We start from the raw sequence: 14,520 nt of genomic DNA, 5'->3' as shown, positions 1-14,520 counted from the left end.
CAAGAATAGCGCACGGTTAAGCCATGGCAACGATCACGATCGACGGTAGACAATTCGACGTCGACGACACCGAAAACCTGCTGGCCGCCGCCCTGTCCAAGGGCTTCGACCTGCCCTATTTCTGCTGGCATCCGGAATTGCACAGCGTCGGCGCCTGCCGTCAGTGCGCGGTCAAGTCGTACCGTAACGACGAGGACGAGCAGGGCATGATCGTCATGGCCTGCATGACGCCGTGCGCCGACGGCGGCCGCTTCGAGATCGCCGACGAGCAGGCCGCCGAGATGCGCCGCCAGGTCATCGAATGGCTGATGATCAACCACCCGCACGACTGCCCGGTCTGCGAGGAAGGCGGCGAATGTCATCTGCAGGACATGACCCTGATGGCCGGCCACACCGAGCGCCGCTACCGCGGTGCCAAGCGTACCCACAAGAATCAGGATCTGGGGCCGTTCATCAATCACGAGATGAACCGCTGCATCGCCTGCTATCGCTGCGTGCGCTACTACCGCGATTACGCCGACGGCGACGATCTGCGGGCGCTCGGTTCGCACAACAACGTCTACTTCGGGCGCGACTCCGACGGCGCGTTCGACAACGAGTTCTCGGGCAATCTGGTCGAGGTATGCCCGACCGGCGTGTTCACCGACAAGACCCTGGGCGCGCACTACAACCGCAAGTGGGACATGCAGAACGCCCCCGGCATCTGCAGCCATTGCTCGCTGGGCTGCAACACCAGCCCCGGTTCGCGTCAGGGTCTGCTCAAGCGCATTCAGAATCGCTACCACGGCGAAATCAATCACTACTTCCTGTGCGACCGCGGTCGTTTCGGCGCCGGCTTCGTCAATCGCGACGACCGGCCGCGCCAGCCGCTGGTGCGCAACGCCTCCGGCGTGCTCGAGCCGCGCGAGATGGAGGTCATGCGCGACACCATGGAAGACGTCTTCGCCAACGCCCGCGGTGTGGTCGGCGTCGGCTCGCCGCGTGCTTCGCTCGAGGACAACTTCGCGCTGCGGCATCTGGTGGGCGCGGCGAACTTTTGCAACGGCATGAATTCGGCCGACTCGGCCGCGAGTCTCGCCGCGCGCGACGCGATTGCGGCCCACGCCGAGCGTGTGGCCACCCTACGCGAGGTCGAGTCCTGCGACGCCGTACTGATCCTCGGCGAAGACGTCACCCAAACCGCGCCGCGGCTGGCTCTGTCGCTGCGCCAGGCCCGTCGCAACAAGCATCTGGAGCACGCGGCGGCCAACAAGATTCCGAAATGGCATGCGCGTGCGGTGCGCGACATCGGCCAAGACAACAACAGCCCGATCTTCTCGGCCACGACCGCCGCCACGCGGCTGGACGATATCGTGCTGACGCCGCAGCGTATGCGCCCCGCGGCCATCGCCGAGTTGGGTTTCGCCGTGGCGCACGCGCTGGACAACAATGCGCCCGAGGTCAAGCAGCTCGCCCCGGATACCCGGGCGCTGGTCGATGCCATCGCCGCCACGCTCAAGGGCGCGAAGAAGCCGCTGATCATCGCCGGCACCAGTCTCGGCGACCCGGCGATCGTGAAGGCCGCGGCCAACGCGACCCGCGCCCTGGCCGCGGTCAACCAGGCCACGCGCCTGTTCGTCACCCTGGCGGAAGCCAACAGCCTGGGTATGGCGATGATGGAGGAGCGCGGCATCGATCATGCGCTGACCGCGATCGAAGACGGCTCGGCCGACACCCTGGTGGTGATGCAGAACTGTCTGTACGAGCGCGCGCCCGAGGCCCGCGCCGAGGCCGCGATCAAGAAGGCCAAAAACGTGATCGTGCTCGACCACAGCATGACGCGCACGGTCGGCGAGGCCACACACGTGCTGCCGGCCGGCAGCTTCGCCGAGGCCGATGGCACGCTGGTCAACAACGAGGCCCGCGCCCAACGCTTCTTCCAGGTATTCATTCCCGATGCGCCCATGCAAGAGGGCTGGCGCTGGGCGGCCGATCTGGCCGAGGTCGCCGGCCATAAGCCGGATTGGCTGGGCATGGACGATCTGATCAAGGCGATTGTCGCCGAATGCCCGCAGTTCGCCGGCATCGAGCACGCCGCGCCCAGCCAGAGTTTCCGCAAGTTCGGCATGCGCTTCCCGCGCAGCCCGCATCGCTTTTCCGGCCGAACCGCGCTATACGCCAATGTCGACGTGCGCGAGCGCCGCCCCGAGGTCGATCAGGATTCGCCGCTGGCCTATTCAATGGAAGGCTACTACGGCGAGGCCCAGCCGCCCTCGACCATCGCCTATGCGTGGAGCCCCGGCTGGGACTCCAACCAGGCGGCCATTACCCGCTTTCAGGACGAGGTGGGCGGCCATTTGAAAGGTGGCGACCCGGGCGTGCGCCTGTTGGCCGCGCCGGACGGGAACGGCGAATTTTCGCCGGCCGATATCGCTGTCGTCGACGGCTGGCAAGCGGTGCCGATGTACCACATCTTCGGCAGCGAATCGCAGTCGGCGCGGGCGCCGGCGATCGCCGAGCGCATGCCGAAGGCCGAATACCGCGTCAACGCGACCAGCGCCAAGGCGCTGGGCCTGGCCGCGGGCGATTCGCTCGAACTGACGATGAACGGCGAAACGCATGCCTATCCGTTGGCCGTCGATCCCAGCCTGCCCGACCGGACCATCGGCGTGCCGGTCGGCATGCACGGCGTCTGCGGGCTGCCCCTACCGATGGAAGTCACGCCATGATCTTCGGTGTTTCGGAACACGAAATCCTTTCGCTCGTTCTCACGGCGCTTAGAACGCTCGTCATCCTGCTCGGCTGCGTCATCATGGCCGCGCTGATGATCTGGATCGAGCGCCGCTTGCTGGGGCTGTGGCAGGACCGCTACGGGCCCAACCGCGTCGGCCCGTTCGGCTCGTTACAGGTCGTGGCCGACATGATGAAGATCTTCTTCAAGGAAGACTGGATTCCGCCGTTCGCCGACAAGGCCGTATTCGTCATCGCCCCGGCGATCATCATGGTCACCACCCTACTGGCCTTCGCGGTCGTGCCGTTCACGCCGACCTGGACCGTCACGAACCTCAATGTCGGCATCCTGTTCCTGCTGGCCATGAGTTCGCTAGGCGTGTATTCGGTAATACTCGGCGGCTGGTCGTCGGATAACAAATATGCCCTGCTCGGGGGCATGCGCACCGCCGCCCAGATGATCTCCTACGAGGTTTTCATGGGCCTGTCCCTGCTCGGCGTGGTGCTGCTGGCGGGCAGTTTCAACATGGGCGACATCGTCGAATCCCAACGCGGGATGTGGAACGTGATTCCGCAGTTCCCGGCGTTCGTGATCTTTCTGATCGCCGGCTGCGCCGAGATTCATCGCGCGCCGTTCGACCTGCCCGAAGCCGAGCAGGAACTGACCGCCGGCTACCACACCGAATACTCGGGCATGAAGTTCGGCATGTTCTTCGTGGGCGAATATTTGGGCATCGTTTTGATTTCCTGCCTGATCACGGCGCTGTTCTTCGGCGGCTGGCTCGGCCCGTGGCTGCCCGGCTTCGTGTGGTTCTTCCTCAAGGCCTTCTTCTTCATGTGCTTCTTCATTCTGCTGCGCGCGGCCACCGTGCGCCCGCGGTACGACCAGCTCATGTCCTTTGGCTGGAAGATTCTGCTGCCGATCGCGCTGCTCAATGTGGCGATCACCGGCGCGATCGTGGTCGCCCAGAGCTGAGCCGGGCCGTGCCGATAGACCCTGCTCCGACAACGTGTTTGCAATGAGTGGTTTATGAAAAACGCCGCACAGAACGCCGTTACCGCCACGTCGAGCGTGCTTCGCACGATCGGCATGACGTTCATGCATTCCTTCCGCAAGCGCGACACCGTGCTATATCCGGAAGAAAAGCCTTACCTGCCGCCGCGCTATCGCGGGCGTATCGTGCTCACCCGCGATCCGGACGGCGCCGAGCGCTGCGTGGCCTGCAACCTGTGCTCGGTGGCCTGCCCGGTCGACTGCATCAGCGTGGTCAAGACCGAGGACGAAACCGGCCGCTGGTACCCGGAGACGTTCCGCATCAATTTCTCGCGTTGTATCTACTGCGGCTACTGCGAGGAAGCCTGCCCGACCTACGCCATCCAGCTCACGCCGGATTTCGAGATGGGCGAGTTCGACCGGCAGAACATGGTGTACGAAAAATCCGATCTGTTGATCGCCGGCGTCGGCAAGCGCCCGGGTTACAACTTCTACCGCGTGGCCGGCATGTCGGTCGGCGGCAAGGACAAGGGCGAAGCCGAGAACGAGGCCGAGCCGATCGATATCAAGACGCTGCTTCCGTAAGGAGAGGCTGACGTGGAAACCACTTTCTTCATCGCCGGCATCGTCGCCCTCGCCGCGACCCTCCGCACCATTACCTGTGCGCATTCGGTGCACGCCCTGCTCTACCTGATCGTCTCGCTGCTCGCGGTCGCGGTCGATTTCTATGCGCTCGGCGCCCCATTTGCGGCCACGCTGGAAGTCGTGGTCTATGCCGGCGCGGTCATGGTGCTGTTCGTGTTCGTGGTGATGATGCTCAACCTGAACCAAGAGACGGTCGCGCGTGAACGCCACTGGCTGCGACCCAAACTCTGGATCGGGCCCGGTGTGTTCGCGGCCATCCTGCTCGCCGCCATGATCTGGGCCATGACCATCGGCGGCGCGATCGGCGTCATTGAAGGCGAGCGGCTGTCGGCCCATGCAGTCGGCGCGACCCTGTTCGGGCCCTATGTGCTGGTCACCGAGCTCGCCGCCTTCCTTTTGCTGGCTGCGCTGGTGGTCGCCGCCCATATCGGCCGCGACGAGGGCAACGAGGCCCGCCGGAAGGCCGAGCACGGCGATCGCGCGACCACCACGGCAGGGGAACGATAATGACGGGACTTCCCATTCAATACGGCATGGGTCTGGCGGCGCTGTTGTTCATCGCCGGCCTGACCGGACTGGTCGTCCGGCGTAACGCGCTGTTCGTTCTGATGTGCCTTGAAATCATGCTGAACTCGACCGGCCTGGCGTTCATTGTCGCCGGAGCCCGCTGGCAAGCGCCCGACGGACAGTCGATGTTCATTTTGATCATCGCCCTGGCCGCCGCCGAAGCCGCCATTGGTCTCGGCCTGCTGCTCCAGCTCTACAAGCGTTTCCGCACGATCGATATCGACGCCGCCAGCGAGATGCACGGATGAGTCTTTTAGTTCTGACCCTGATCTTTCCTTTGGCCGGCGCCATCGCGCTCTCCCTATTCCCGCGCATGCCCGACAACACGGCCCGCACCATCGGCGCCGGCTCGGTGGGTCTGGCCGCGCTCGTGACGGCCATCGTCATGGTGTTCTGGGGCGCCAACGGCGGCTATCCCTATATCCAAACGCTGTGGCAGTGGATCGCCGTCGGCGATTTCGATATCAATTTCAGCCTGTACCTGGACGGCCTGTCGATCACCATGATGGGCGTGATCACGGGGGTGGGTTTCCTGATCCACTTTTTCGCCGCCTGGTACATGGTCCACGACCTGGAAGGCGATCCCGGCATGGCCCGGTTCTTCGCCTACATGAACCTGTTCATCGTCGCCATGCTGCTGCTGGTGCTCGGCGACAACCTACTGCTGCTGTATCTCGGCTGGGAAGGCGTGGGCCTGTGCAGCTACTTGCTGATCGGCTACTACTACAAGACGCCGGCCAACGCCTGGGCGGCGTACAAGGCGTTCGTCGTTACGCGTATCGGTGATGTGTTCCTGGCGATCGGCCTGTTTCTGCTGTACACGGTCTTCGGCACGCTCAACATCCAGACGCTGCTGCACGAGGCCCCGCAGGTCTGGAACCAGGGCGGTGTCATGGTCAACGTGGCCGCCGTTCTGCTGCTGCTTGGCGCCTGCGGCAAGTCCGCCCAGTTGCCGCTACAGACTTGGCTGGCCGACGCCATGGCCGGCCCGACGCCGGTTTCGGCGCTGATTCACGCCGCGACGATGGTGACCGCGGGCGTATATCTCATCGCCCGCACGCACGGCATCTTCGAGCTCGCGCCGGCGATTCAGGAACTGGTCGGCGTCGTCGGCGGCCTCACGCTGCTGATCGCCGGTCTGGCGGCGACCGCGCAAACCGACATCAAGCGCGTGATCGCCTACTCGACCATGAGCCAGATCGGCTACATGTTTCTGGCACTCGGCGTGGGCGCCTGGCAGGCGGCCATCTTCCATCTGATGATCCACGCGTTCTTCAAGTCGCTGCTGTTCCTCACCGCCGGCTCGGTGATCATCGCCTGTCATCACGAACAAAACATCTTCAAGATGGGCGGCCTGCGCAAGACGCTGCCGCTGGATTACTGGCTGATGGTCATCGGCGGCGCGGCGCTGGCCGCCCTGCCGCTCGTGACCGCCGGCTTCTACTCCAAGGACGCCATCCTCTGGGAAGCGGTGGCCAACGGCCACGGCGTGCTGTGGTTGTTCGGCCTGGTCGGCGCCTTCATTACCTCGATCTACACCTTCCGCATGATCTTCATCGTGTTCCACGGCGAGCAGAAGATCCATGCCGAGGCCGGCCGCGGCATTCCGCATCACCTGCCGCTGATCGTGCTCGGCGTGCTGTCGACCTTCATCGGCGCGCTGATCGGTCAGCCGCTCGACGGTGTGCTGCCTTCCGGCGCGGTCGAGGACTACCCGTGGATCGAAATTATATTCGAGGTCATCTCGAGCGTGGTGGTCCTGGTCGGCCTCGGCGTCGCCGCCGCGCTGTTCCTCGGCAAGCGGCAGCTGATCACGCAGGCGACCGAGGGCGGCCCCGGCCGCAAGACCTGGCTGTTCTTCAACAGCGCGCTGGGCTTCGACTGGCTGTACGACAAGGGTTTCGTTCAGCCCTTCCTGTGGGTTGCACGCGGCCATCGTCACGATTGGATCGAGGCCATCGTGAACGTGGTGCCGGGCCTGGCTTCGATCGGCAACTCTGGGCTGTCGGCGGTCCAGGACGGCCGGGTCCGTTGGTACGCGATGGTCATGTTTGCCGGCACGGCCGTGCTGCTGGCCGTGTTGATGTTCGGATAAGAAGGCGATTCGATGCTCCTCTGCTGGCTATTATTCATCCCCTTCATCGGCGGCGCGGCCTGCTGGCTCGCCGGCCGCGACAACCCGGAGGGCGCCGTACCGCGCTGGATCGCGTTCGCGACCATGGCGCTGGTGTTCATCCCCGCCCTGTGGCTGTGGGCGGCCGGCGACTTCTCCCTGACCGGGCTGGGCGGCGGCGCTCCGCACTGGCAGCGCGAGATCAGCGCGCCCTGGATCCCGGCCTTCGGCATCGATTTCCATCTGGCGATCGACGGCCTGTCGGTGATCATGGTCCTTCTTGCCAGCCTGCTCGGCATGCTCGCGGTCGCCTGTTCCTGGACCCAGGTTCGCGAGCGCGTGGGCGCTTTCCACATGAACCTGCTGTGGACGCTCGGCGGCGTGATAGGCATCTTCCTGGCGATCGATCTGTTCCTGTATTTCTTTTTCTGGGAACTGATGCTGATCCCGATGTACTTCCTGATCGCGCTCTGGGGCCACGGCGAGTTCGAGCGCGCGGCTCACGTGCGCGCGGCGGTGAAGTTCTTCATCTATACCCAGGCCAGCGGCCTGCTGATGCTGGCCTCGATCCTCGGCGTGGTGTTCGTGCACTACGGCCAGACCGGCACCCTGACCTTCGATTACAACGCCTTGCTGAATACCCAGCTCGGCGGCGCCTTCGGCATGGTGCTCATGCTCGGCTTTTTCATCGCCTTCGCGGTGAAGCTGCCGGCCGTGCCCTTCCACGGCTGGCTCGCCGACGCCCAGGCCAACGCGCCGTCCTCGGGCGCGGTGGATCTGTCCGGCATTCTGGTCAAAACCGCGGCCTACGGTTTTCTGCGGCTGGCGCTGCCCTTGTTCCCCGAGTCGTCGGCGGCGTTCGCGCCGGTCGCGATGGCGCTGGGCGTGATCAGCATCTACTACGGCGCCGTGATGGCCTTCGCCCAGACCGACATGAAGCGGCTGATTTCCTACGCCAGCATCTCGCACATGGGCTTCGTGCTGATCGGCCTGTACGCCGGCACCCTGCTGTCGCTACAGGGCGTGATCGTGCAGGTGGTCGCGTCGGCGGTCTCGACCGCGGCCTTGTTCATCATCGCCGGCCAGCTCTACGAGCGCTTGGGCACCCGCGACATGCGCCGGCTCGGCGGGTTGTTCGGCCGGCTCGGCGCCCTGCCCGGTTTCGCTCTGGTATTCGTCGTAGCCACGCTCGGCATGCCGGCGACCGCCAACTTCATCGGCGAATTCCTGATCTTTTTTGGCGCCTTCGGCGACTGGCCGTGGACCGTGGTCATCGCCTCCGGCGGCATGGTCCTCGCCGTTGTCTATGCGCTGTATCTGATGCATCGGGTGTACTGGGGCACGCCGTCGGACGAGGGCACCATCGCGCGCATGAGCGCCCGCGAATACACCGTCATGATGACGCTGGTCGTGGTCACGTTGCTCGTCGGGCTGTTCCCGCAGACCGTGCTGTCGGTCTCCCAGACCACGATGACCGAAGTCTCCCAATGGTTCGCCCACGGGCTGGCCGCCTCTACGGCAAGTTAAGCGATAGCTGACATGAACGACACCTGGAACCAACTGGTCGCGGTGCTGCCGCCGATTTTTGCCTGCCTCGCCGTGATCGGCGTCATCGCGGCCATCGCCGTCAAACGGAGCCACACCTCGGCGGCCGTAATCACCGTCATCGGGCTCAACCTGGCGCTGGTCTCGCTCATCGGCGTGCTTTTCGTCACGCCGATTCAGGTGACACCGCTGTTCGTCGTCGACAACTACGCGGTGTTCTTCTGGGCGGTGATTCTGGTCGCCGCGCTGGCGACCTGCACTTATGCCGGTTCATATTTCGAAGGGCTCGACGACAACCGGGAAGAGTTCTATATTCTCGTGGCCTCATCGGTGCTCGGCGCCCTGGCCCTGGTGGCAAGCCGCCACTTCGCGTCGCTGTTCATCGGCCTCGAACTGCTCTCGGTGCCGCTGTACGGCATGGCCGCCTACACCTACCGCGAACGTCAGGCGCTGGAGGCCGGCTTCAAGTACATGATTCTGTCGGGCGCGGCCTCCTCGTTTTTGCTGTTCGGCATGGCGCTGCTGTACGCCGCCACCGGCCATCTGGACTACCAAGGCCTGATGAGTTCGGCCACGCTGGGCGGCCCCGGCCACGCCTGGGGGCTGATGGGCATCGGCATGGTCCTGGTCGGCCTGACCTTCAAGCTCTCGCTGGTGCCCTTCCACCTGTGGACGCCGGACGTCTACGGCGGCGCCCCGGCTCCGGTCTCGAACTTCCTGGCGACGGTGTCCAAGACCGCGGTCTTCGCCCTGCTGATGCGCCTGTTCGTGCTCGCCCCGGTGGCACACGACGCTTGGCTGCTGACGCTCGTCAGCGTGATCGCGTTCCTGTCGATGTTCGCCGGCAACCTGCTGGCACTGCGCCAAACCGACATCAAGCGTCTGCTCGGCTATTCCTCGATCGCCCATATCGGTTATCTGCTGACCGCGATCGCGGCCGGCATCCCGCTATCGATCGAGGCCACCGGGGTGTATCTGGCCACCTACGTCGGCACCACGCTCGGCGCCTTTGGCGTGGTCTCGCTGGTCTCCAGCCCATTCGCGGGCCGCGACGCGACGCATCTCGACCACTATCGCGGCCTGTACCGGAAACGCCCGGTGCTGGCCGTGTCGATGGCGATCATGATGCTGTCGCTGGCCGGTGTTCCGCTCACCATGGGCTTCATCGGGAAGTTCTATATTCTTTCGGTGGCGGTCGCGGCCGGGCTGTGGTGGCTGGTGGCCGGCATCATCATCGGCAGCGGCATCGGCCTGTTCTATTACTTGCGCGTGATGGCGCTGCTGTTCATGGAGCGCCCGGCCGATGCGCGCGAGCCGGCCACCGGCGGCTTCGGTCAGACCGCCGGCGCGGTCGTGATCTGGCTGCTGGCCGCGGCAACCCTCATTGTCGGCATCTACCCGACTTGGCTGATCGACATCGTTGCCGGCTCGAGCATGGCCGGCATCGGTTAATCGCAAATCCGGCTTACGACAACGCCCGCAGTTCGCGGGCGTTTTTTTATGCCCGGCCCGGGCGGGCCGGGATCAGATTCGAACCACCGCCCCCGGATTGAGCCGGTTGTCTGGATCGAGCGCTTTCTTCACCGCGCGCAGCATGTCGATCTCCACCGGGGCCTTCAACCGCACGATCTCGTCGACCTTCAGCCGCCCCACCCCGTGCTCGGCGGCGATCGAGCCGCGCAACGCCGCCACGCGATCGTGCACCAGCCGATGTAGGCCGGCTTCATGAGCGCGGAAATCGGTATCGCTCATGTCCACCGGGCGAGTGAGATTGAAATGCAGATTGCCATCGCCGATATGGCCGAAAATGCACGGCCGTATGCCGGACACCGCCGCATATAGGCGCGGCGTCATGTCGGCGATAAAGGCGGGCAGCTTGGAGACCGGCAGCGAGATATCGTGCTTGATCGAGGCGCCCGCCGCGCTCTGGGCCGGCGGAATCGAGGTACGAAGACGCCACAGATCCGCCATCGCGCCCGGCGCGTCCGCCACGACATGATTCACGATCAGCCCTTGCCGCGCCGCCTCGGCGAGTGTCGATTCACAGGCGCGGATGAGCCAGTCGCCGGCGGCCGAGATCGCGACCTCGGCCAGCAAATACCAATCCGAGTGCGGCGTGAACGGCATGCGGCACTCGGCGGAGTAGTCGCAGGCCAGCGTCAGAGCCTGGGCCGAGATCAGCTCGCAGCCGACGACGTGCCGGCCGGTCTCGCGCTGCAACCGCGATTGCAGCGCCACCCCCGATTGCACATCGGCCAACGCGCAGAAGGCCACCGCTCGCTGCCGCGGCGGATCGGCCAGTTCGAGCACGGCGGCGCTGATAATGCCGAGCGTGCCTTCGGAGCCGACGAACAGATCGTTGAGGTCGTACCCGCTGTTGTCCTTGCGCAGGCCGGTGAGGTTGTCCCAAACCCGGCCGTCGGCCAGCACCACTTCCAGCCCGAGAACGAGATCGCGCGTGTTGCCGTAATGCACCACGTTGAGACCGCCCGCGTTGGTCGCCAAGTTGCCGCCGATACGACAGCGCTCGGCCGAGGCGAGCTGAATCGGCAGATAAAAGCCGGCGTTGTCCGCCGCGCGCTGGGCATCGGCCAGGGTACAGCCGGCTTCCACCGTTATCGTGGCGTTGTCGGCGTCGATCTCGCGCACCCGATTCAGCCGCTGGAGATTGAGAATCACCTGTCGCCGCGGATCGTCGGCCGCCGAACCGCCGACCGTGCCGGTGTTGCCGGCCTGGGCCACGATCGCCGCGTTAAAGCGTGCCGCCACGGCGAGCACGCGGGAAATCTCGTCCACGTCGGCCGGCCGCACGATCGCGGCGGCCCGCGGCTTGAACGCGCCCCGCCATTCCGTCAGATAACGCTCGGCTTGTTCACCACCGGTCAGTACCTGGCCGGCGCCGACGATGTCGACCAGTGCATCGATGAGTTCATCAGCCATCGATCAGCGCCCGACCAGATCGTCGAGCGCGGCTTCCAGCTCGGTGTATTCGAAGGTGTAACCGGCCGATTCCAGCGCGCGTGGCACCGCGCGTTGACCGGTCAGCAGCAGATGCGACATCTCGCCGACCATCATTTTCAGCGCCGGGCCGGGCACCCAGGCGAACGACGGGCGATGCAGCACGCGGGCCAACGTGTCGGTGAAGGCTCGATTGGTCGCCGGGTTCGGCGCGGCCAGGTTGTACGGGCCCTGGCAATTCGTCTCGCGCAGGAGAAAACGTATCGCGCCGACTTCATCGCGAATATGAATCCACGGCATGTATTGGCGACCGCTGCCGAAGTGCCCGCCCAGCCCGTACTTGAACGGCGTGATCATCTGCGCCAACGCGCCGTCGTTCGCGCCGAGCACGATTCCGGTCCGGATCAAGCAGACGCGCACCCCGTGTTCGTCGCGGGCGCGCGTGGCTTCTGCCTCCCAATCGGCACAGAGTTGCGACTGAAACTCGTTGCCGGCCGAGGCGCTTTCATCCAGCACTTGGTCGCCGCGCGCGCCATAGAAGCCAACCGCCGAACCGCTAATCAGCGCCTCCGGCTTCGTTTCGCAGCGCCCGATGAAATCCACCAGTTCCCGCGTGATCGACAGGCGGCTTTCGCGCATCTTGCGCTTGCGAGCCTCGGTCCAGCGGCCGTCGGCCAGATTCTCGCCGGCCAGATTGACCACCGCTTTCGGCGCGCTCGCCGCCGAGAGCGATTCAATCGCCGTTACGCTGTCAGGTAGCACATCCCGGGCCTTCACGGCATCGCGCGTAAGCACTTCCACCGTCCAGCCGTCGGCCAGCAGCTCGGGAATCAGATGCCGGCCGACGAAGCCGGTGCCGCCGGTGATGAGTATGTTGTTCATGTATCGCTGCTCCTGACGGGCGCCGCCGGCGCCACGTCCCGGGTCGTTCGAATCTGCTTGCATTGTGCGGCCTAACGCGGGTCTAATGGCAAGCGTGCGGCAGTAGCTCAGTTGGTAGAGCGCGACCCTCCCACGGTCGAGGTCGCGAGTTCGAATCTCGTCTGCCGCTCCAGTTCCCTTGGCTGAGCCCTCAGCTTGCACAACCGCCAACCGGCGGCCAAGTTCGAATACTTTGCCCTATCGCGCGCGTGAATCGCGGAGCCCGGACGCGCTCGCCAGCGGCTGGCCTGGATGATCCTCGACGGACCCAGGCGTACGGTGTTAACGAAGGCGCGGGCGGGAGGCCGCGAGCGCCGCCTCTTTTTCGCCAATCAGCTGGAAATCCAGCGCGTCGGCGTCGATCATGCGCGATGTCATAACAAAAAACCGCGCAGGGTCTTGGTTTGGATCACCCGCTCGGCCGCCACCGAATAGGCGGCCAGCCGAAAATCCTCCTCGCTCGTCCGTTGGCGAATCGCACGCCAAGCCGCATCGAGATGCCGGGTCAGCGTCTGGTTCACACTGTCCTCCGGCCAATGCTGGCCCTGACGATTCTGCACCCACTCCAGGTAGGACACGACCACGCCGCCGGCGTTGGCCAGAATATCCGGGATCACCATGACCCCGCGCTCGCGCAGACTGGCGTCGGCGTCGCAGGTAACCGGCAGGTTGGCCGCTTCGACCACCATGTCGGCATTAATGTTATCGACGTTGTCGCGATTGATTGCCGCACCGAGCGCCGCCGGGATGAGGACATCCACGTCCAGCGACAGCAGTTCCTGATTATCGATCGCGTCGCCGGATCCCTGTATCTCGCTCACCGACAAGCTTTTTCCGTCATTGTTTTCGACTTCATCGAGCAACACGTCGATGTCGAGTCCTTGACTGTTGTACAACCCGCCGCCGACATCGCTGACCGCGACGATGCGGGCACCGCGCTCGGCAAGATAACGGGCCGCGTGACTGCCGACGTTGCCGAAGCCCTGGATAGCGATACGCGCACTATCCATCGTGATATCCCGGGCCTTGCAGGCGGCTTCGGTGATCCATGCAACGCCGTAGCCGGTCGCTTCCACGCGGCCTTCCGAACCGCCAAGTTCCAGCGGTTTGCCGGTCACAACATCGGGATGATGGCCGTTGAGCTGGGTATACAGATCGTAGATCCACGCCATTTCGCGGCCGCTGGTCGCCACGTCCGGCGCCGGAATATCCTGCGCCGGGCCGATGATCGCCGCGATACGGGTCGCGAACTGCTTGGTCAGCCGTTCCAGTTCACCGATCGAAAGCTCATTCGGATCACAGTTGATACCGCCCTTGGCTCCGCCCATCGGGACACCCATCAACGCTGTCTTCCAAGTCATCAAACTCGCCAGACCCTGCGCGTGGTCAGCATTGAGGTGGGGGTGATAGCGCAAGCCGCCCTTGAAGGGTCCGCGGCTATCGTCGTGCTGCACCCGGAAACCGTGATAGACGGCCAGGTCCCCGTTGTCGCGCCGCAGCGGCAGCTCGACTTCCACCGTGCGATGCGGCGTCTCGAGCAGATAAGCCAGTTCGGACTCGACGCCCAGCACCTCCAGCGCGTTTTCCAGAAAGGTCTTGGTGCATTCACGGGGGGTATGCTCGAACTGACTCATGATGACTGTCTTTTCGATCGACTTTGCATATGCATCAGGTTATCCGGCAGAGTCCGGCTTCATAATGCGTGCAATCCCGGACCGAATAGCCGAAAAAAAGACAATACGTTACGAACCGCCGGCCGCCACGGACCTACCGCCGTCAGGTCAGCAGATCATGCGCGGCTAGCGCCTTGACCACGGCGTCGGCGACTGCCCCGGCACGGCTACCGGGGGAACGATGGCCCGATCGGCCTTCGATCGCGAGCCGGGCCACGACGCGGTGCCGGGATACGTCGATGAGACTGACCCGGTAACCCGGCTGGCCGTTCGCCAGAATCCGCCGCGAAGCTGTATCCGGATCGGCCAGTTCCACCATGACGACCGCCTGAGCACCGCTGGTCTCGGCCGCCCGACGCCGGCTGGCACCGGTCTGTTTTTCGGTAGGCGGCGCG

The 14,520-nt window shown here is 64.8% G+C and carries 11 protein-coding genes, 1 tRNA gene and 1 pseudogene; 9 read left to right on the top strand and 4 right to left on the bottom strand.

What is annotated here, in order from left to right; translation table 11 throughout:
* Positions 1-23: 23 nt before the first annotated feature.
* From nuoG to nuoN, 8 genes are read left to right on the top strand one after another with little or no spacing between them, the layout of a single operon-like run.
* On the top strand, positions 24-2,708 hold the full coding sequence (gene nuoG / locus VFJ08_RS10770; protein ID WP_324997210.1) for an NADH-quinone oxidoreductase subunit NuoG: 2,685 nt from the start codon (positions 24-26) through the stop codon (positions 2,706-2,708).
* The gene (gene nuoH, locus VFJ08_RS10765; protein ID WP_324997209.1) at positions 2,705-3,685 is read left to right on the top strand and encodes an NADH-quinone oxidoreductase subunit NuoH; all 981 of its coding nucleotides are present in this window, start codon (positions 2,705-2,707) and stop codon (positions 3,683-3,685) included. The genes nuoG and nuoH overlap by 4 nt, the downstream gene beginning before the upstream one ends.
* A gap of 54 nt (positions 3,686-3,739) precedes the next feature.
* Entirely contained in the window at positions 3,740-4,288 is a 549-nt protein-coding gene (gene nuoI / locus VFJ08_RS10760; RefSeq protein ID WP_324997208.1) for an NADH-quinone oxidoreductase subunit NuoI, read from the top strand.
* A gap of 12 nt (positions 4,289-4,300) precedes the next feature.
* Positions 4,301-4,855, top strand: coding sequence for an NADH-quinone oxidoreductase subunit J (gene nuoJ / locus VFJ08_RS10755; protein WP_324997207.1), 555 nt, complete (start codon positions 4,301-4,303; stop codon positions 4,853-4,855).
* Positions 4,855-5,163, top strand: coding sequence for an NADH-quinone oxidoreductase subunit NuoK (gene nuoK / locus VFJ08_RS10750; RefSeq protein WP_324997206.1), 309 nt, complete (start codon positions 4,855-4,857; stop codon positions 5,161-5,163). The genes nuoJ and nuoK overlap by 1 nt, the downstream gene beginning before the upstream one ends.
* Positions 5,160-7,010 (top strand): NADH-quinone oxidoreductase subunit L, encoded by a 1,851-nt coding sequence (gene nuoL / locus VFJ08_RS10745; protein ID WP_324997205.1) that lies wholly within the window; start codon positions 5,160-5,162, stop codon positions 7,008-7,010. Before nuoK ends, nuoL begins: the two co-directional genes overlap by 4 nt.
* 12 nt (positions 7,011-7,022) lie before the next feature.
* Entirely contained in the window at positions 7,023-8,555 is a 1,533-nt protein-coding gene (nuoM, locus tag VFJ08_RS10740) for an NADH-quinone oxidoreductase subunit M (protein WP_324997204.1), read from the top strand.
* Positions 8,556-8,567: 12 nt separating this feature from the next.
* Positions 8,568-10,025, top strand: coding sequence for an NADH-quinone oxidoreductase subunit NuoN (gene nuoN / locus VFJ08_RS10735; RefSeq protein WP_324997203.1), 1,458 nt, complete (start codon positions 8,568-8,570; stop codon positions 10,023-10,025).
* 72 nt (positions 10,026-10,097) lie between these two features.
* Here the strand turns inward: nuoN and VFJ08_RS10730 are convergent, their stop codons facing one another.
* Both VFJ08_RS10730 and VFJ08_RS10725 read right to left on the bottom strand, forming a co-directional pair.
* A complete protein-coding gene (locus VFJ08_RS10730; RefSeq protein ID WP_324997202.1) occupies positions 10,098-11,513 on the bottom strand; it encodes an FAD-binding oxidoreductase in 1,416 nt (471 codons plus the stop codon).
* A gap of 3 nt (positions 11,514-11,516) precedes the next feature.
* Positions 11,517-12,413 carry a TIGR01777 family oxidoreductase gene (locus tag VFJ08_RS10725; RefSeq protein WP_324997201.1) on the bottom strand — a complete coding sequence of 299 codons (897 nt, stop codon included), beginning with the start codon at positions 12,411-12,413 and terminating at the stop codon, positions 11,517-11,519.
* Between the two features lie 96 nt (positions 12,414-12,509).
* Here VFJ08_RS10725 and VFJ08_RS10720 point away from each other — a divergent pair.
* Positions 12,510-12,585, top strand: a tRNA-Gly gene (locus VFJ08_RS10720).
* Positions 12,586-12,826: 241 nt separating this feature from the next.
* Here VFJ08_RS10720 and VFJ08_RS10715 read toward each other — a convergent pair.
* Entirely contained in the window at positions 12,827-14,086 is a 1,260-nt protein-coding gene (locus VFJ08_RS10715; RefSeq protein ID WP_324997200.1) for a Glu/Leu/Phe/Val family dehydrogenase, read from the bottom strand.
* A gap of 142 nt (positions 14,087-14,228) precedes the next feature.
* A pseudogene (locus tag VFJ08_RS10710) lies at positions 14,229-14,520 on the bottom strand (hypothetical protein); the annotation flags it as partial.

It is taken from the genome of Salinisphaera sp., from assembly GCF_035690525.1.
Taxonomy (GTDB): Bacteria; Pseudomonadota; Gammaproteobacteria; order Nevskiales; family Salinisphaeraceae; genus Salinisphaera.
The sequence above is the reverse complement of the archived record's forward strand: the minus strand, read 5'-3'. Positions and strand labels throughout refer to the sequence as shown.